Annotated in this window: 10 protein-coding genes and 1 tRNA gene; 7 read left to right on the top strand and 4 right to left on the bottom strand. The window is 43.8% G+C overall.

The genetic code is table 11. The features are described 5' to 3' along the window. Positions 1-155: 155 nt before the first annotated feature. From ACYVRA_RS05500 to ACYVRA_RS05490, 3 genes are read left to right on the top strand one after another with little or no spacing between them, the layout of a single operon-like run. Positions 156-1,697 (top strand): glycoside hydrolase, encoded by a 1,542-nt coding sequence (locus tag ACYVRA_RS05500; protein ID WP_461251747.1) that lies wholly within the window; start codon positions 156-158, stop codon positions 1,695-1,697. Between the two features lie 13 nt (positions 1,698-1,710). Continuing rightward, positions 1,711-3,000, top strand: a complete 1,290-nt coding sequence (locus tag ACYVRA_RS05495; RefSeq protein ID WP_461251746.1) for a hypothetical protein — start codon at positions 1,711-1,713, stop codon at positions 2,998-3,000. Between the two features lie 15 nt (positions 3,001-3,015). After that, the gene (locus tag ACYVRA_RS05490; RefSeq protein WP_461251745.1) at positions 3,016-4,191 is read left to right on the top strand and encodes a hypothetical protein; all 1,176 of its coding nucleotides are present in this window, start codon (positions 3,016-3,018) and stop codon (positions 4,189-4,191) included. 85 nt (positions 4,192-4,276) lie between these two features. Here the strand turns inward: ACYVRA_RS05490 and ACYVRA_RS05485 are convergent, their stop codons facing one another. Further along, positions 4,277-5,890 carry an Ig-like domain-containing protein gene (locus tag ACYVRA_RS05485; protein WP_461251744.1) on the bottom strand — a complete coding sequence of 538 codons (1,614 nt, stop codon included), beginning with the start codon at positions 5,888-5,890 and terminating at the stop codon, positions 4,277-4,279. 69 nt (positions 5,891-5,959) lie between these two features. Continuing rightward, positions 5,960-6,041: transfer RNA gene (locus ACYVRA_RS05480), tRNA-Leu, on the bottom strand. A 95-nt stretch (positions 6,042-6,136) separates the two neighbouring features. Here ACYVRA_RS05480 and purH point away from each other — a divergent pair. After that, positions 6,137-7,774: a bifunctional phosphoribosylaminoimidazolecarboxamide formyltransferase/IMP cyclohydrolase gene (gene purH, locus ACYVRA_RS05475; RefSeq protein ID WP_461251743.1), complete on the top strand. Its 1,638-nt coding sequence runs from the start codon at positions 6,137-6,139 to the stop codon at positions 7,772-7,774. Positions 7,775-7,964: 190 nt separating this feature from the next. Here the strand turns inward: purH and ACYVRA_RS05470 are convergent, their stop codons facing one another. Continuing rightward, entirely contained in the window at positions 7,965-11,696 is a 3,732-nt protein-coding gene (locus ACYVRA_RS05470; protein WP_461251742.1) for a phosphoribosylformylglycinamidine synthase, read from the bottom strand. 116 nt (positions 11,697-11,812) lie between these two features. Here ACYVRA_RS05470 and ACYVRA_RS05465 point away from each other — a divergent pair, with 116 nt between their 5' ends. Together ACYVRA_RS05465 and ligA are read left to right on the top strand one after the other, a co-directional pair. Beyond that, entirely contained in the window at positions 11,813-12,622 is an 810-nt protein-coding gene (locus ACYVRA_RS05465) for a formylglycine-generating enzyme family protein (protein ID WP_461251741.1), read from the top strand. Between the two features lie 71 nt (positions 12,623-12,693). Next, positions 12,694-14,679: an NAD-dependent DNA ligase LigA gene (gene ligA / locus ACYVRA_RS05460; protein WP_461251740.1), complete on the top strand. Its 1,986-nt coding sequence runs from the start codon at positions 12,694-12,696 to the stop codon at positions 14,677-14,679. A gap of 192 nt (positions 14,680-14,871) precedes the next feature. Here the strand turns inward: ligA and ACYVRA_RS05455 are convergent, their stop codons facing one another. After that, positions 14,872-15,519, bottom strand: coding sequence for a hypothetical protein (locus ACYVRA_RS05455; RefSeq protein WP_461251739.1), 648 nt, complete (start codon positions 15,517-15,519; stop codon positions 14,872-14,874). Positions 15,520-15,625: 106 nt separating this feature from the next. Between ACYVRA_RS05455 and ACYVRA_RS05450 the strand changes: the two genes are divergently transcribed. Beyond that, a complete protein-coding gene (locus tag ACYVRA_RS05450) occupies positions 15,626-20,134 on the top strand; it encodes a translocation/assembly module TamB domain-containing protein (protein WP_461251738.1) in 4,509 nt (1,502 codons plus the stop codon). The last annotated feature ends 3 nt before the right edge of the window (positions 20,135-20,137 follow it).

Raw genomic sequence — 20,137 nt, 5'->3', positions numbered from 1 at the left:
TTCATTAGAAAATCTCTCCTATTTTACGGTATAAGGCCTCTTTCTTGGCTCAAAGTGTCTGGAACCGCCAGGAATAGATGTCCATTCACCCTTAACCATGATCGATATTATGTTTCCTAGCCGTTATTCGGCGGGTAAACCAATTAGGCGGCTACGTGTACGCGAATCCATGGACGGCACCAGGTAATTTTAAGGTGAACAACGCGGTACGGGGCGGCTTCATCACTGATACTCCATCAAATTTTGTAGGTTACGCGGAGTGGTTACGTGACTTCCTTAAATGGCTCAACGAAAACAACGCGCCTATTTTTTCGCTCGGCATCCTCAACGAACCGGACAATGGCGCGACTGCCGCTTATGAAGGCATGGGGATGTCCTCGTCTGTTCATAGGGACTGGTTCAGGACCGTAGGGCATTTTACTACCCAACGGGTAACAAACCCGAGCGGGGCGGGCGTCACCTCATCGATATTTGAAGATGACATTATTCCAGGCTACGGCGGCGGCAAGGCGACCCACCACGTATTAGCCATGACGGCCGACAACATGGGCGATCCTTCATATTATAATGATATAATAAACAGTCAAGAAAGCCTTAACCCAGCGAATAATAATTTTGAAATACTTGGCCACCATTGGTATAACAGCACTCAAAGGGTTTCCGCGCTTGCCGGATCAGGCCCTAACAGCGGCAATCCAGTCGGCACCGCGTGGGCAGACCGCCCTCAGACAAATTATACAGGCCGCTTTGAAGCGGAATCACTTGCCGCGTCCCCGCAAATGTACGCGCCCGGATCAACGGCAGGGAATATAAAACGGGAGATTTGGCAAACGGAGCATGACTTCAACTATTGGGGAAATTCGACAAATATACCCGGCAGTAATGTGCAGCGTTACTGGAATTCCGCGTTTGCCGCTATGAACGATGTGGATTGGGGTCTGCGCGTTGTCCACGAAAGCGTTTTTGACTGGTGGTTTTCTTCCAGCTACTCCGGCCTAGTAACAAGTTATCAGGGTACTCCGATAAACGGTAATGGACAAAATGGGCAAGCCGGAGCGACACCGTGGCCGCAATATACGTATACTCCAAGAGGGCGGGCGTTTGCCCACTACGCGCGCTATGTCAACGAGACATGGCTCTTGGACATAACCCGCACTCGGGGGACCATTGGTGATTTTAATAAAGATATTTCTACTTTCAACGCGGGTTCAAAAGATCCTAAGATAAGCGCGTTTGAGGATACCGATGGCAAGTTTATCAGTATTGTCATGTTTACTCCGAATGCCTCCACCAACACTCCTAACATCGCCAACGCTTCCTTCAGCGGCGCTATCAGCAACGGCTTCGGCGCTGGCGGTTTAAATGGAACCAACGATCCTACCCGGCTCAGCGTCAATGTGGGCAGGATAGAGATTGTTTTGCCCGAAGGTTTTACGGCGACTAGCGCCAGCGCTTTGCGGTCTTATGGATGGGAAAACGCGACAGGCGAAACATGGGATGATGTGCCGACAGGCACGCCCCGGTATTGGATTAACGAGCCTGTGTTTCTGTACACCACAGCCGAAGGCAAATCAGCCGTAGAGGTCACCCTGCCGGGAGGAAACATAATATCGATCATGGTTAAGGGTGAATGGACATCTATTCCTGGCGGTTCCAGACACTTTGAGCCAAGAAAGAGGCCTTATACCGTAAAATAGGAGAGATTTTCTAATGAAAAAAACTTACCTTGTACTTATTGCCGCTCTTACGGCGGTTGGGTCGTTGTTTGCCCAGGAGACGATATATTCCGGCGAGATCAAGACCGGTTTTTATATTCAACAGGAAACGATAGGAGAACAGGAACCCGTGGCGACGGGGGGGATGACCAATAATGACGGCGATTCCGGCACAGGCCAGGGGCGGCTGCGTCTTGATTTTCATTTCTCCTACCAGAACCTGGGGGTGCGCCTCCGCTTCCAGATAGAGCCGAATTCAACGAACTTGGGCCCATATTACCCCGCGTGGAGCTTCGTTTATGCCTACGGTAATTTGTTTAATGACCAATTTAAAATTTCCATGGGACTTTTGGGTGAATCGCCCTGGGGTACGGGCGGTCCCAGATTTCGTGGCGAGCCTGAATCCCGTGAATATATTGAGTATAATGAATTGAGCGGAGATCCTTATAACGCGAGCGAGGGGCTTATGGGGATACGTTTTGAATTAAAGCCGTCCTTTATTCCGGGCTTGAATATTGGTTTTGTGTTGAACCAGCCCGATCGTACCCAACTTCCCACTGTGACGCAAACCTTCGGCGACGTGCTTGAAGAATCTGTCGTGGGAGCCGCTTATGAGAATCAGTACTTTGCCGTCCGCGCGGGCTACCGTTTTGACAGTAAAGTAGACGTTTACGCGGATTCTAAAATAAATGAAGGAGGCCGCCTGACCTACCGCCTTGAGGAGAAGGTACTGAGAACGGTTGTGGACGATATGCGGGTATGGCTTAACGGCTATTATTACGGGATAGGAGGCGAACTGCAGAATATTGACAGAATGGACGAGGCTGGTAACATTATCAGGAAAAAAATGGGAGGGGGAGAATATTTTATCAACTGGCTGTACTGGCTGTGGGACACGGATAATTTTATTGCCCAATTTGACGCCGGTTTTGGCATATACAAATCATACAACAATATGGAGATAAGACCGACCGAGAGGGATGAATACCAGAGCCTGGAAGTCAGACCGGCGTTTTATTATAAATTTTTTAACAGTCTTCTTCAGGCCGGGCTGGCTCTTGGTGTCGGCATGGAATTCGGCGCCGGAAAGACTTATAAGTCTTCCCCATATCAGTATATTTCCGTTGAGCCGCAGATTAGGCTTAATATTGCCGGCGGCGGCTACATCGCGGCAGTGTACAATTTTACCGACAAATACGCGTGGTTTGATGAAAGTAAAATGGAGCGGCGGGGGGAAAAGTCCGTAAAACATTCGGTAAACATCCGCGCGGTGTACGCGTTTTAACAAAGGGGGAACCGCATGAAAAAGACAGTTACCGCGTTGCTCTTAAGCCTGATTGCGGCAAGCTCTGCTTTCGCGGTGGAAGACATACAAATTACAGGGGAAATCAAAACCGGATTTTTATTCGAGAAGCGGGACGAGGGCGGCGAGACTACTTCTTACGCGAGAATAAACAACAATGACGGCGATGCGGGCGCGTCTGAAGGGCGGATACGTATCGGCATTGCCTTTGAATTGAAAAATATCGGGATACGGACAAAATTTTATCAGGATAATTTTAGACGCGGAACCGGTTCAAATGATCCGAACCTGCTCAAACTCCGCACGGAGTTCGCTTATGGCTACGGCGGCACGTTTAACAACCAGCTTAAAATTTCAGCCGGACTTTTGGGTGAGTCTCCATGGGGAACCGGCGGGCCTGATTTATATCAGGAACTGGAATATTCAGGCGGCGCTCCTATAATGGGGATACGCGTCGAATGGAAGCCACTTGGTATTTTACGCGGCCTTAACCTGGGTTTTGTGCTGAACCGCTCGGATGAGGGGGTGCCGTGGGACGCGAAGGAGCAATTTGGCGATCTTTTTAAGGAGTCAATAGTAGGTATCGCATGGGAGCATAAATATTTCGCGTTCCGCTTTGCCTACCGTTTTGACCGTGATGTAAAAAGCGACGCTGTATTCGTAACCGGGGAAAAATTTGTGTACCGCGTTGAAGAACGCGTTCTTTGGCAGTTGTTGCCCGGTATGCAAATATGGGCAAACGGGTACTGCGAGGGCATTAACTCGGAAAACAGGGGAAGCGGGTATGGTCCGCCGGGTTATATTCAAAACTGGTTCTATGCCCACTATGATTCCAGATATTTTAACGTTGGCATTGACGCCGGATATAGGGATAATTTTGTAAAAAAAACAGGACAGGTACTGGAGATTAGGCCGTCTTTCTACTACAAATTTATCAACAATTATTTGGTCGCCGGCGTTATGGGCGGTCTTGTAATGGGCTTTAACGGCAGCGAGTCTTATCCCGATGTTTTTTACAATAACTGGTATCTTGAACCGCAGGTAAAAGTAAACTTCCATAACAATTTTTATATTGCCTTCGTCTACCGCTATACTTCCAACGCGTACCAAACGCTTGACAATAATGACTATTACACCCAATGGTTTAATATGCGTTTGTGTTATACATTTTAAAAATACAGTTTTCCAAAAAATGTCTGTCCCTAATAAAAAGGCTGCCCGGAATCTCCGGACAGCCTTAATAAGCCATTTAGCCATGTTATTCGGCGGTTGTGTCACCGCCGTCAATAGTAATAGATTCAATGGTGATAATCACTTTTGGGAAACCTTCTTTTACAGAATCAGGATTATCTTTATCATCTTTAAACATTGCCTGTATTACGAAAAAGCCCAACGTAGCCGCTTTTTTATTACTGGAGAACGGCCGGTACTCCACCAGATGATCATTCTCCGGATCAGTATTGCCTGTGAATGGGGTTTGTTTGCCGGTTTCGGTTCCATTCCAATTGCTTGTGGCAGTCGGGTCAGCCAAATGCAAGCGGAACGCGGCAAACCCCAACTCACCAGAAGCGATTTGCGCATTTGTCAGCGTCCCTTGAGTTCCTCTTGCAACGGTTCCGACAATTCTGAAGGTGGCTCCGGTTAATGCCGGATCCATCAACTCATAGATTTGGTCTGCATTAAGAGGTATGATCGCCCTTTGCCTGTTGCGGCCGTCGAAGGTAATTGTCAATTTGCCGTCCGCATAAGCGGTTTCCGCATATTCCCTTGGAATGATATAGGAAGGACTGCCGCCTGTGATAGCCCCATTCTCCGGAAGCGTACCCCATAAAGAGGTATCCAAATTCAGCTTCATGTCTACAGGCGCAGGATCGCCGTCCGCCCACTTTGCGGTAAGGATGTAATCTTTATTAATAAGGGTTTCCGCGTCAAACAAGTTTTCCCCGTCGTACCATCCGAGGAACGTATGTCCTGACCATTTCGGTTTATACGGCAAAGTAACTTTTAAGTCGGTTTTAACTTTAATGGGTTGGATTGATATATTCGCTCCGCCGCCTGCGAAAGATACGGTGTATTCGGTAACCTTCGAGAAAACCACTTTTTCTATTTTAACGGTTGCCGGACCGCTTTGATTGCGTTGGAACCCAATGCCGGAACCCGCGTCTGTAATTACGGCTTTATATGAATATTTTCCCTCGTTGTCGGTATTAAGCGTAATATTCGAGCTGCCGCTAGGATACGGGCTAAGATCAACGTTTCCGCCGGATTTTTTTACGAGTACCTGTACGCTCCCCTCAGTGACTTGTAAAAATACTTCAACTAGGCCATAGTCGGAAAGTCTCCATGTGTCATTAGCTTTTGGCGCGGGGAAGTTGTACTGAGCGCCGCCGCCTGAATATTGGGCGGCAGTTCCGTTAAAAGTATAGCTGCCGTCAGCATTTGTGGTACCCAGATCTGTTCCAAAGTGGTTGACTCCCACCAACTTCGCCGTCTTGTGAACCAGCGTTTCGCCTACAACTTCAACGTCACTGTCACTGGTGATCGCGGGATTTACCGTTACGGAGCAGGTGGCTTTTCCGCCGTCTTCAGCGGTAGCGGTAATGGTTGCGGTACCTGCGGACATACCGGTAACCGTGCCGATAGGATTCACAAAAGCCACTGCATCATCGCTGGAAGTCCATGTTAGCTCCACGTCAACGGGATCTGTCGTAGCGGTAATTTTGCTAGCCCTGCCAACTTCCAGGGTAAGAGTGGTTGGGTCCAAGGTAACAACTGTCTTAGGCTTAGTATTATTGCCGCCGTTTTCGCAACCTGTCATAAGAATAGCGAGTACGGCAAGTACCGCTAAAAAAACGTAAATGCTTTTTTTCATTAATATCCTCTTGATTTTATTAGGAAAACTGTCCCTGGCAGCCTTATCATATATGGAATTAATAAATTATGCGGCCTAGAAGACTTGAACTTCCATGGCTCTCGCCACTAGCACCTCAAGCTAGCGTGTCTACCAGTTCCACCAAGGCCGCAAAACACTATTCTTTTCTATCAAAAACAAAGGCTTTTGTCAATGCCATAATAGACAGATAGCCGTTAAGATATTAAAATTATCTACGGAGAAAAAATGAAAAAAAGAGCTCTTTTAAGCGTATTTTATAAGGACGGTCTGCTTGATTTGGCGTCATTTTTAAACGGCGACGGTTGGGAAATAATTTCTACGGGCGGCACTTCCAAATTTTTACAGGAAAATAATATCCCTGTTACCGAGGTTTCACAAGTTACAGGATTTCCCGAATGTCTGGACGGGCGCGTAAAAACCTTGCACCCTGCGATTCACGCGGGTATTCTTGCGAAGAGAGGCGATAAAAACCATATTGATACTTTAAAAAGTTTAAATATCGAGACTATTGACCTTGTGTGCGTCAACCTTTATCCGTTTTTCGAGAAGGTACAGGCGGGTTTATCACTGGAAGAAACAATCGAATTTATCGATATTGGCGGACCGAGCATGCTCCGATCCGCCGCGAAAAATTTTAACGATGTTATTGTTCTGACCGACACTGCCGATTATGCCGAAGTTATCGAGCGTTTAAAAAACGCTAACGTTCCGCTTGAATTTAAAAAACGCCTTGCCGGCAAGGTTTTCGATTTAACGTCGGCTTATGACGCCGCTGTCGCGCGCTACCTGCTTGATGAAGAATATCCCCAATATTTGCCGCTGTCATTAAAAAAAGGGCAGCAGCTGCGTTACGGTGAAAACAGCCACCAGCAGGCGGCTCTTTATTTAAATACCGACAGTTCGGGAGTTTTTACAGGCATGGAACAACTGCACGGCAAGGAACTTGGCTACAATAATATGAGAGATTTGGATATCGCGTGGAAAGTGGTTTGCGCTTTTGGGCTTGAAAGCGACGGAACAGAACCTTTCGGAGAATCCGACGTTAAACGCCTTATTCCTTCCGCGGCGGGCGGAAAAAAAATCTGCTGCGTAGCCATTAAACACAACACTCCCTGCGGCATCGCGCTTGGAGATACATTGCTCGACGCTTACAATAAAGTTTTTGCCTGCGACCCAATATCGATATTTGGCGGAATTATCGCCTGTAACGCGAAAGTAAACGCGGCGACCGCTTTAAGGCTTAACCAATTGTTTTTGGAAATTGTCGCGGCCCCGGACTTTGACAAGGACGCGCTTAATATTTTAAAAATGAAAAAGAATCTGCGTATCATAAAAATGAAAAACGCTCCAAAAGAAAAGCATGAATACATCGCGGTTGACGGCGGCGTTTTGGTTCAGCAGAACGACCGTACTTTGCTTGAAAAATGGGAAGTGGTTACAAAGGCTTCTCCAAATGAAAGCGATATTAAAGACATGATTTTTGGAATGAGGGCGGTAACGTTTGTAAAATCAAACGCGATTTTAATCGTTAAAGAGCAGGCCTCGACCGGCATCGGTTGCGGACAAGTAAACCGCATCTGGTCCGCAAAGCAGTCCCTTGAAAGAAGCGCCGCCCTTTTAATAGCGGAATCTTTAGAATCGGCGGACACAGGCGGCAGTTTCTGGAAAGATGATCTTCCCGCAAGAGTTCTAGCCTCCGACGCCTATATCCCATTCCCAGATGTTGTCGAAGCCGCGGCGCAGGCTAAAATTAAATCGATAATACAGCCCGGCGGCTCCATAAACGACAAACTTGCGATAGAAGCTTGTAATAAGCACGGCATAGCGATGGTCTTTACCGGTATCAGGCATTTTAAACATTAGCAGTCTGTAACAACTACATATTTCCAAGAATATCCTCTCGCAGAGGCGCAAAGGCGCAAAGTTGTTGTTCGCAAGATCATCGTTTTTCCTTCAAGATTTGTAGTTATACTAATATATTTAGTTAATAATGGGCTATCGGACGAAAACTTTGCGCCTCTGCGCCTCTGCGAGAGTAAATTCGTGAATAATTTTATCTGAAATAGTTAACTGCTCCGGTGAATATATCCATCTTTTTAATGCCAGGGATGTTCCTGTAAAGCCCGTCCTCAAATCTTTCGTTATGAGCCATGCGGCCAATGACGCGGCCATCGGGGGATGTGATTCCCTCAATGGCGAAATCGGAATTGTTGGGGTTAAAACGTATGTCCTTAGAAGCGTTGCCGTTAAAATCAACATATTGGGTGGCGATTTGGCCGTTAGCCGCTAGAGAGCGAATTAGGCTTTCCTGCGCGATGAAACGTCCTTCGCCGTGGGAAATTGGCACAATGTACTGGTCTCCAGCTTCAAGATGGGAAAGCCACGGCGATTTGTTGGAGACTATTTTTGTGTTTACCAAAGTGGACTGATGCCTTCCTATTGAATTAAACGTGAGAGTGGGGGAGTCTTCAGTCATGTCGCGTATTTCGCCGTAGGGGACAAGTCCCAGTTTTATAAGGGCTTGAAAACCGTTGCATATTCCGCAAATAAGGCCGTCCCTCTTTTGCAACAAATCGCTAACCGCTTCAGAAATCGCCGGGTTTCGCATAAACGCCGTAATAAATTTCCCCGATCCGTCAGGCTCGTCTCCGCCTGAAAATCCTCCGGGAATAAAAATTACCTGCGCTTTACGCGCCGCTTTTTCAAAATCTTTAACGCTTTGCGCGATTGCGGCGGAAGTTAAGTTTCGTATAACAAATATTTGCGCTTTTCCTCCCGCTTTTTCAACCGCCTTCGCGCTGTCATATTCGCTGTTAGTGCCGGGAAATACGGGTATAAGAAAACTTGGCTTTGACAATATTCCAACTGATCTTTTTTTATCGCTTTTTATTTTTTCTTTTAGTGATTTGTCCTGATTCCAAATAAAATTCTCAACTTTACCTTCCTGTTTAATCAGGTACGGATAAACAGGCTCAAGAGTTTTTTCCCACGCGTCTTGTAATTTATCAAGGGCAATTTCATAAGTTTTTGTTTTAAGCGTGTAATCGCCTATTGTGCGTCCTAAAAGCATAGCGTCTGTTTGTAACGGAGACTGTGTTTCAATTACAAAACCGCTAAAACCGGCTCCCGTGAAAAGTTCTCTTTCCGCCGTAAAACCGATACGGTTTCCCATGCACATTTTCACGACAGCCTCCGCGCTGCCGCCGCTGCCGCAAGCCCATGCGGAAAGTATTTTTCCTTCTTTAATTAATTTTTCTACAGAGTCAAAAAATCCGCGAAGGGCGGTAAAATCGGGCTTTTCATAAAGAGAGAAGGGAGGTTTTAACAAATAGACATAACTGTCAGTCTTTTTAAATTCAGGCGTGATAATGTTTTCGATTTTTGACGTGGAGACGGCAAAAGAGACTAGGGTAGGGGGCACGTCGATTTGCCCGCCGTCAGATAGGGAAAAACTTCCCGACATTGAATCTTTTCCCCCGATAGCGGCCGTCTGTAGGCCGATTTGCGCGTCAAGAGCGCCTAACAGTGCGGAAGCTGGTTTTCCCCAGCGGAAAGGGTCGTCGCGTAACTTTTCAAAATATTCCTGAAATGTAAGCCAGCATTTTTTTCTGCTTCCGCCCGCCGCTATTATTTTCGCTACCGAATATAAAACGGCGAAAACCGCTCCGTGATACGGGCTTACAGATGAGATATATGGATCAAACCCCCATGACATTAGGGAACAGGTTTTTGTTTCGCCGTTTAAAACAGGTATTTTTGCAGCCATTGCCTGAGCGGGAGTGTTAAAGTATTTTCCGCCAAAGGGGGCTATGATCGTCGCCGCCCCTATACATGAATCAAAACGGTCAACAAGCCCTTTTTGAGAGCAGATGTCAAGGCTGCCTAAAAACGCTTCAAGTTCTTTCGCGTCTACTTCACGGTTTTCATCTTTTATTATCTCAATTCTTTTTATACGCGCTTTTGCGTGTTTTTCCGCGCCGTTGGAATTTAAAAATTCCCTTGAAATGTTTACAATTGTTTTCCCGTTCCAATTCATTACAAGTCGCGGGCTTTTTGTAACTTCAGCGATTATCACGGCTTCCAGATTTTCACCCTCGGCAAGTTCGATAAAAGTTTTCGCGTCTTTTTTTGAAGTGACAACAGACATTCTCTCCTGGCTTTCGCTAATCGCAAGCTCAGTCCCGTCAAGTCCTTCGTATTTTTTTAGAATTTTGTTTAAATCAACCGTCAGCCCGTCGGCAAGCTCCCCTACTGAGACGCTTACCCCTCCCGCGCCAAAATCATTGCAGCGTTTGATTAGGCGCGCCGCTTTTGGATTGCGGAAAAGGCGTTGCAATTTCCGTTCCTCTGGCGCGTTGCCTTTCTGCACGTCGGCGCCGCAGGTTTCCAATGAAGAAGAAGTGTGCGACTTGGAAGAGCCTGTAGCTCCCCCAATGCCGTCGCGCCCCGTTCTGCCGCCTAACAGTATTACAACGTCTCCCTGTGACGGAACAGTTCTTACTACATTCTCTAAAGGAGCGGCTCCTATAACTGCTCCTATTTCCATGCGTTTCGCCTCGTAACCGGGATGGTATATTTCATGCACAAGGCCTGTCGCAAGCCCTATCTGGTTTCCGTAAGAGCTGTAACCTGCGGCGCTAGTGCGGCAAATTTTTCGCTGAGGCAATTTGCCGGGCAAAGTTTCACTCGCGTTTTTTAAAGGATTGGCGGCTCCCGTTACGCGCATCGCTTGATAAACGAATACGCGGCCTGACAGCGGATCGCGTATCGCCCCTCCAAGACAAGTTGCCGCTCCCCCAAACGGTTCAATTTCTGTGGGATGGTTGTGGGTTTCGTTTTTGAACATTAAAAGCCAATCTTGCTCTTTGCCGTCAACGTCAACTTTAATCTTTACGGAACATGCGTTTATTTCTTCAGACTCGTCCAGATCGGGAAGAAGCCCTTTTTGCTTAAGCGCCTTTGCCCCTATTGTCGCCATATCCATCAAAGTAACAGGCTTTTCAGAGCGGCCGCAAAAAGAGCGAAGGTCAAGATAATTTTTATAACTTTCTTTTACCGTTTCATCGTCAATTTGAATATCATTAAGTTCCGTTAAAAATGTCGTGTGGCGGCAGTGATCCGACCAGTATGTGTCAAGAAGGCGTATCTCAGTTACAGTCGGGTCGCGTTTTTCCACATCACGAAAATATTTTTGGCAGAATAACAAATCCTGCAAATACATGGCTAGATTTAAATTCGCGCACAACTTTTCAATTTCTGAAATTTCAAAAGATATAAAGCCTTCAATAACGGGAACGTCGCAAGGAACGGATAAATTTTGCTTAAGCGTTATCGGCATATCCAATGACGCCTGCCGGCTTTCTACAGGGTTTATAAGCCATGACTTTATACGGTTAAAATCTTCATCTGAAACATTGCCGTATATGGCGTATATTTTAGCCGATTGAATGTCCGGCCTGTCTTTGCCTGTGGCAAGGGAGATACACTGGGCGCATGAATCGGCTCTCTGGTCAAACTGGCCGGGCAAGTACTCTACGGCAAATACTCGTGCCGTTTCAAAATCGGGCAGTTCTTCGTAAACCGTATCGACCGGAGGTTCTGAAAAAATCGTGTTTTTTGCCGAATGAAAATCATCCGCCGAAATGCCTTCGGCAAAATAACGGTTAATAATCCTTACCTTTGTTATTCCGTCAATTTGAAGCCCAAGATGCAAATCTGCGGCAACTGAAGCCGCTTCTTGTGCAAAACCGCCGTTTTTTTCAACATAAATAGCATAAACGCCCACATTTTTCTCCTTTTTGCATTATACTTACTATTATAAAAATACGGAAGGGCAATAACTGTTTAATAAATTAGTTGTTTTAGGGTATAATATATTGTAAAATAAGATTGGGGTTTATATTGAAAAAAGCAATTATTAAAATAAGTTTGTTGTTTGTTATAGGGTTCTTTACGCTTCATGCCGCGTTTTCGCAGGTAAAAAATGAGATGATACTCATAAACGGGGGTACGTTTCTAATGGGAAGCCCTGAAACTGAGAAAGGAAGAAACTTTACAGATGAAGGCCCCCAGCATAAGGTTACCGTAAGTTCGTTTTATATCGCAAAATATACTGTGACTCAGGCTGAATATGAGGAGATAATGGGAGAGAATCCAAGCCAATATAAAGGAGAGGATCTTCCCGCAGAAAAGGTAACATGGCTTAATGCCGTTGATTATTGCAATAAAAGAAGCGTAAAAGAAGGGTTGACCCCTGTTTATACAATTAACGGAAATAATGCTACATGGAACCGTTCAGCTAACGGATACCGCCTGCCTACGGAAGCTGAATGGGAATACGCCTGTCGCGCCGGAACTCAAACGCCTTTTTACACCGGAGATAAAATTGAAGACGCAGGTTGGTATAAGGGCAATTCACGTGATATGACAACATTACAGCGTTCCACTTTTCCGGTAGGTCAAAAACAACCAAACGCTTTCGGTCTTTATGACATGCACGGCAACGTACTTGAATGGTGCTGGGATTTTTTTGGAAATTATACCGCAGAGGCTCAAGTTGACCCAACAGGACCCGCGACAGGGGACAGGCGGGTTTATCGCGGAGGTTGCTTTGATTTTGATGAATTAAACTGCCGTAGCGCGTACCGGTACAGACAGCATGTAAATTTTAAGTTTTTTTATAACGGTTTTCGGGTAGCTCGGTCTTTGTAAAATATATTCGAAAAGACTTCACACAAAGAACACAAAGATACAAAGATCACAAAGAGGAAATAAGAGGTTTTATGGAGTCTAAGAAAAAAAGAATAAAAACTCTTGAGGCTCTGATACGGCGGTATCAGGCTTCTTACTACAACGGGGAAGCTGAAATTTCAGACGGGGAATTCGATATTCTTTGGGATGAGTTAAAAAATCTTGACCCGCAAAGTGAAATATTAAAAAAAATAGGGACGGGGACTGAGACAGACGGTTTCCCGAAAGCGCGTCATCTTATTCCGATGGGCAGCCAGGACAAAGCGTCCAATCCGCAAGAATTTATTGAATGGGCAAAAAAAATGGGAATGGATACGCAAACAGAGACTTCGTTAACCGGTAAAAAAAATAAGTTTACAAAAAAATTCATAGTACAGTATAAATTAGACGGCGCAAGCCTTGAATTGCAATACGAAAAAGGGAATCTTAAACGCGCCGTTACAAGGGGAGACGGCATAACAGGCGATGACATTACCGGCAACGCGCGGCGCATGGCGGGCGTAGTTCAAAAAATGGGAGTTTCCTTTACAGGCGGCGTAAGGGGCGAAGTTGTCATGACCCACGATGTCTGGAATAACAAATACCCGTCTAAGGCAAATTGCCGCAATGCCGCCAATGGGCTGATGCGCCGCAAAGACGGGGAGGGCTGCGAAGATTTACAAGTCATTGTTTATGACGCGGCGGCATCGGATGACGACAGGTTTTTTAAAGACGAATTGCAAAAACTCAAATGGCTGAAGGAGCGCGGATTTAAAACCACGGAAACAAAGACCTTTACCACGGCGCGGGATATTATCGCCTACCGTGAAAAAATAGCCGCCGAGAGGGAAAAACTCCCCATTGATATAGACGGCCTTGTGGTAAAGGACATAGAGACTGATATGTCAGACCTTCGCAAGGCTCGCCCTGAAAAGCAAATCGCGTTTAAATTTGAGTTAGAGACGGCGTTCAGTATTTTGCGCGAAGTGATATGGAGCGAATCAGGGGCGACATACACGCCAATCGGCGTTGTCGATCCAGTGCGCCTTGCGGGAACCACTGTTAAACAGGCGAGTCTTAACAACCCCGATATGATCAGGTCTATGGAGCTAAAAATCGGCTCGGCTGTTTCCGTTGTAAAACGAGGGGAAATAATCCCTAAGATCGAAGGGCTCGCGCCTGTCCCGTCAACGGAAAAAACGCGGGAGATTGATTTTCCAAAAATATGCGGCGTGTGCAATACCCCCCTTATTGACGCGGGGACAAGGCTTTACTGCCCGAACCCCGTCTGCCCAAAGAAGCCTTTGCACAGGCTTGAAAAATGGGTGAAGGTGTTGGATATTCGCGAATTGGGAGAAAAACTGCTTCGCCAATTATTTGATAAAAACAGGGTAACGCGTATTCATGAACTGTATACATTGACGACAGAAGAACTTGCCGAATACGACAGAATGGGAGAACTTTCAGCCGCGAAAGTAATCCGCCACATACAGACAAAACGGGAGCTTTCCCTTGCCGTCTTTATCGCCGGTTTTGATTTTGAAGGAGTAGCCGAGACCACCATGGAAAAAATCACTGCCGCCGGTTTTGACACTTTGGAAAAACTTCGCGCGGCATCCGTAGCCAACCTTGCCGCTGTTTTCGGTCTTGGTGAAATAACAGCTACTGTAATTACAGACGGCCTAAAAGAATGCGCCGCCGAAATTGACTCAGTCTTAAAGACCGGAATTATAACGATAGCGCCTCCGCCCTCGGAAGAATCACAGCCCCTGCGCGGTTTATCTTTCTGTTTCACAGGCGAATTAAACTCCATGAAAAGGGGAGAGGCGGAAGAGAAAATAAAATCGCTGGGCGCGCAGTCAAAGTCCTCGGTAGTAAAAGGCCTTTCCTATCTTGTCACAAACGACCCCGCCTCCGGCTCCTCAAAAAACAAAAAAGCGTTGGAACTGGGTATCCCCATTATTGATGAAGAGCAATTTTTAGCCCTGTTATCGGAACCCCAAAAACAATCCGCTCCAAAACAAGGCGAATTATTTTAAGAATTTTTTACATAAAATATTATTCTCAAATTTTCTCTCGCAGAGGCGCAAAGGCGCAAAGCTGTTGTTCGTAGGATTGTCGTTTTTCATTCAAGATTTGTAGTTAAACTAATATATTTAGATCAATAATGAGCTATCGGACAAAAACTCTGCGCCTTTGCGTCTTTGCGAGAGGTTTTTTTGTAAAAATTCTTACTTAAATGAATCTTGTATCGGGTAATATTTTTCCATTGCTTGAAATTTTTCGCGTACTTTTTGCAGGGAATCAAGTTCGCGGTTAATTGTTTTCGCGTAGTTTAACGTGCCGTTTTCAATTCTGAACGCCTCATCTTGCCAGAATTGAACCTTGGGAAGATCAATCCATCTGAAACGCCTGTCATTGGCTTTCTTCCACCACGCGAGGGCTTCATTCCAGTAATAAAGAGCGGCGCGGTAGCACCTCTCCGCCGTTTCAAGGCTTTCAAGATTTTGATCCTTCCATGGAGCGTTGTAAAAATAGGCGTTGCGTTTGTTCCATTTGTTGCCTAATAACATATATTGTTCTATCAGTTTTATATTTATGTGCATAGAAAACAGATAACGGTATTTTTCCCATTGGGTTTCATTTTCGATTAAAGCAAGGGCGTATAACGGATTGGCAAAATCCGCTTTTACCGCGTGTTCAAGCCAGTAGATATTTTCCATAGTGTCGTCGGGATATTGGATATAATGCAAGTGGAAAAGCCTGTAATACTGTTCCTTATAGGTTACATAATATCCGTTTACGGGAATCGCGGCGGAGAGTAAAAAGAGGATGGCTGTTATTTTAAAGGCAGTTTTCACTATATTGAATATCGGCATTATGCGGAAAAGTTATCATAAACCCATAATCATAATAAATAAAACCTTGATTATTTATAAAAACTGATACTTTTAACCGTAAAATATGTTATAATATAGTAAAATTATGTCAATATTTATCGTTAAGAGCGGGAAAAAGACGCTTCCCGGTTCGATATATGTAAAAATTCTCATTTTTCTATGGCTAATAGCCATTTCGGCTTTTATTATGAAGCCTGTTCAATACGCTTTAAACAAGGAAATGATAAAAATCAAGGTAGGTTTTTTTGCAAAATTAGAGGATATTACGGGTTTTACTGTCCGTTATTCTTCAATTCGCCCTTCAATTTTTGGTTCCTTTAATATTGATAATTTGGGTCTTTTTAAGGAAGAGAAGGCTTTTTTTTCAGTATCACAGGTAAAAATTCATTATTCAATAATGGAATTATTACTGCATAGAAAAGCATTTATCCATACTGTTCAAATTGACGGGCCCGAAATTAACATAGATACGGCTAATGACGCTGACACATTCGATTTTATTAAAACGATTAATGAGAAAAGAAAAAGCGGCGATGAATTTGATTTTCATCAAATAACGGAATTTTTGCCCTCTAATGCCGAATATCAAATCCGGCATTTAAATTTAAATTTAACGGACAAACATACTTCCTATAAAATTGAAAACATGAATCTTAACATAAAAGAGCATGAAGGAGAGATAACGTTTTTTGCGAGATTTTATGCTGAATTAAAAAGGACTGGTCTTTTTGATAAAATTATTATTTTAGGCGCTGACGCTGGAATTAGCGGAACATGTTCCAGCGATTTGGATAAAGGAAACGCCGAACTTTCAATTTATTATTTAAATTGCTCAGAACAGGATGACGCGAAAAAAACGGCTTCTTTCTTCAAGCTTCTTTCCAATGACGGCGGAACTCAAAGAAGACTCTTTAACATGCTTCCTTTTAAAACTTATATTTCTTATAATAATCACGTGGTAAGCGTAAAACCGCAGTCGGAAGATGAACGGAATAATTTTTACTTTAATTACAATACCGATTCAGGAGGCATACATGCGGGAATAATGCTTGATAATTTTAATCTTGAAAGCCTGATTAATTTTTCTGATTACTTAAAGAACGCGTCTGATTTGCTCTTTGTGCAGATAACCGGAAATTCTTCGTTTGTTTATGAAAACGGTTTTTTTGATTACAATATAAATTTTAAAGGGGGCGAAAACGGCGCGTCTTCAATTAACAAAGATACTTTTACTATTGACGTTTACGGTGATGAAAAAGAAATAATTGTAAATGATTTTTTTATGTCGTCTATTAACCCTAAAAAAGACATATTTTCCGGCAGTTTGGGAATTTCAGGCAATTTGGAATTTGCTCCGCTCGTATCGCAGGGTAGCGCATATTTTGACGGTTTCAGCTTAACGGGAACTGAAAAAATAAACGCCGAATTCATCATATCAAGCCATGATAAAGGCATTCTTATTTCAAGCGACGAAGTGAAAATAGCCCAAACTGCGATTAACGATTTTTCCATATTCCTGCTGCCAACTGAAAAGGAAATAGGCTTCAATGTTTCAGGATTCTTTATTGAAGGAGGTTCCGTTTATCTTGACGCGGTTTATAACGGTAGTCCGGGAGAAATAGAAGCGTCTGCCGCATTGGATTCGCTTTCATTATTTTCAATAACCGAAGTTTTCCGCCCGTTTTCTGAAAATTTAAGCGTTCCCTCCGTAATCAGGGGAATATTTAAAGATTCGTCAATAAAGACTGATATTTTCTTTTCCACTGATTTTAACAATATTGTATATAACGCTCCAAGTATCGCTTTTTATATTGGAAAAACAAACGGATTATTGTCGTTATCCGGCACAGGCCGCCAAATTACATTAAGCGAAGGGATCATATTTCAGAATGAACAGGATGAAAACGAAATAAAATTTTCATCTAATATTAATTTTTCAAATATTATGGATTTGACGTTTTCATTTAACGCCGGTTTTCATGATCTCGCGTGGAATATAGAAGGGCAAATATTGGACAGAACTACGTTGATTATTAGGGATCAAAACGGGTTTCACGGCTATGGAACCATATCAAATAACGGCGCTTTATCAGGATTTATTGAAGGCGTTAATTATCCAATATTGTTAAATTCACAGACAATATACCTGAATTTTTACCTGTCTTTACGCTATGATTCCTATGATTTTTGGCGGCTTAACATGGATAATTTTTCCGCCCGTTACGCGTCTTCAAATGACGGTTCTGATTTTTTTAAAATTTCAGGCTTGGCGGATCAGAACGGCGCAAGTTTCAGGGAAATACTGTATACGGATGAGATAGGCATGCTTTTGGGAAACGCGGACTTTTTCTGGGATGCCGATTTTTCATATTGCAGTTTTAATCTTAATATAACTGACGGGCATGAATCGGGCGAATATTATTACGCAGACGGAAAACTTAAAAAAGACAATATGAACGTTAATATTTCAGTTTCTGAAATGCATGTTAACCGTTTTTTAAAAATAAATTATCCTGTAATCGCAAGCGCAGACGCCTCCATCTCATGGAATTCGCTAGATTCATTCCTCGCTAAAATTAATCTTTCGTCATTACGCACAAGAATAAACGGCAGCGCCGTTTATGCGGAGGTTAATGTTAATTTTTCCAATGATGAATTGTTTGTACATAATCTAAGACTGGATTACGCGCAGTTAAAAACAAATCTGTCTGAATTAAAGTTTAACATAACGGAAGGCGCCGCAAACGCAAAAGCGGATATTAGCGGAGCTGTTCTTGAAAAAAAAGTTGAAGGGAATATTGAATTTAACGCTGATTTCATAAAAATAAATTCATGGTTTGATTTGAATAATATTCTAAAAAATATTAACGGGAAACTGTCATTTGAAAATTTTACTTATGGAAATATTAACGACGAAGAATTTATAATTGAATATTCAGTAAACAATGGGGCAGTTTCCGTTAAAGGCGGTCCAAGAGACATGATAAGGCTTGAAATGGACAGTGACGGAATGTTTTTTTTAGGGTTATCGGCCCCAATGTTCATACGCGGCAACGTTGTAGGGACGTATAAGAACGGAATAGTGGACGCTAAAACTAATTATTTCTTTATTGACCTGCCAACGTTATTCAACATATTCTCCGCTCAGAATGATTTTCTTATTACCGGCGGTTATATTACGGGGAAAGCCGGTTTTACAGGGCCATTTTGGAATCCTGAATTTCACGGCACCGCGAGAGCCGAAAGCCTGCGTTTTAAAGCTCCGAATTTTGTAGTGGAAGATATAAGAGTAGCCCCCGTTGACGTTATCGCCGAAGGATATGAAATGACTTTTGGCCCGATAGCGGTATTGTCTGGGAACGGAAGCGGGACGGCGAACGGCTGGTTCAATTTTGAAAATTGGGCTCCCGCAAACATAGGTATTGACGTTTCAATTCCGCGTGAAACTCCGATTCCATACGGTATTAACGTAGTAGGTTTTCTCGCGAAAGGAAACGGTTCTGGAAAACTTAATTTGAATATAAGCCTTAACAATAAATTAATGGAAATAAAAGGCGATCTTTTTACAAATGAATCGGATCTAAGCCTTAATATGGAAGAACTTACGGCCAATATGGAGAAAGAAAATGTTGAAGCTGATTTTAATACTGTTGTAGATTTAAAATTAACCGCAGGGTCAATGGTAGAATTTATCTGGCCGTCCACAAACCCGATTATAAGGGCGAATCCGGAAATGGGAACCGTTATTTATGTTACCGCGGATTCGCAAACCCACCAGTATTCCTTGAACGGCAATATAAAAATTCGTTCAGGAGAACTGTATTATTTTGACCGCAGTTTCTTTATCCGTCAGGGAAGCATGGTTCTTAAAGAAAACGAAAGCAAATTTGAACCTAGAATAAGCGCAAGAGCTGAAATTCGAGACAGATCCGATTCCGGCCCTGTGACAATAACAATGATTATTGAAAATCAGCCTTTATTTAGTTTTGAACCCCGTTTTGAAGCAAGCCCGGGCATGACACAGCTTGAAATTTATTCAATTTTAGGGCAGAATTTCAACAGTATCCAGGGGGATGAAAATCCGGAACTGGCTCAACGTTTTTTATGGGGTTCTACCGCTGATCTTGCGACGCAGTTTTTTGCGAGTTGGGATGTTTTTTCCCAGCTTGTTTTTTTACGGCAATCTGAAAGGCTGGTAAGGAATTTCTTGAAACTGGACGTGTTCAGCGTCAGAACGCGTCTTATTCAAAATATGTTTGTAACAGGCGCTATGGGTTTAGGGGGACTGGGGCAAAACACGGGGCAGGACTATACTGACAGGAGTAACAAGGTTGGTAACTATTTCGATAATACGACTGTTTATATAGGAAAGTATATAGGCAAGGATATGTTTTTTCAGGGTATGGTTACGATGAAATACGATGAAAATAATAACGTTTTTGGCGGTTTAAGGCTAGAACCGGATATTGGAATAGAATTGCAGAGTCCTTTTATCAATATCCGATGGGATTTTTCTCCGGATTTTTACCACTATCGTCCTGAAAATTGGATGATAGGCAATTCAATTACTCTAAGTTGGAGTAAGTCATTTTAGGAG

The organism is Treponema sp. R8-4-B8 (genome assembly GCF_054786175.1).
This window is presented reverse-complemented; position numbering and strand designations above follow the sequence as displayed.

Excerpts from the sequence above, each read along its gene's own strand:
- ACYVRA_RS05450 (WP_461251738.1), top strand. The coding sequence starts at position 15,626 with ATGTCAATATTTATCGTTAAGAGCGGGAAAAAGACGCTTCCCGGTTCG.
- ACYVRA_RS05485 (WP_461251744.1), bottom strand. The coding sequence starts at position 5,890 with ATGAAAAAAAGCATTTACGTTTTTTTAGCGGTACTTGCCGTACTCGCT.
- ACYVRA_RS05455 (WP_461251739.1), bottom strand. The coding sequence starts at position 15,519 with ATGCCGATATTCAATATAGTGAAAACTGCCTTTAAAATAACAGCCATC.
- ACYVRA_RS05490 (WP_461251745.1), top strand. The coding sequence starts at position 3,016 with ATGAAAAAGACAGTTACCGCGTTGCTCTTAAGCCTGATTGCGGCAAGC.
- purH (WP_461251743.1), top strand. The coding sequence starts at position 6,137 with ATGAAAAAAAGAGCTCTTTTAAGCGTATTTTATAAGGACGGTCTGCTT.
- ACYVRA_RS05495 (WP_461251746.1), top strand. The coding sequence starts at position 1,711 with ATGAAAAAAACTTACCTTGTACTTATTGCCGCTCTTACGGCGGTTGGG.
- ligA (WP_461251740.1), top strand. The coding sequence starts at position 12,694 with ATGGAGTCTAAGAAAAAAAGAATAAAAACTCTTGAGGCTCTGATACGG.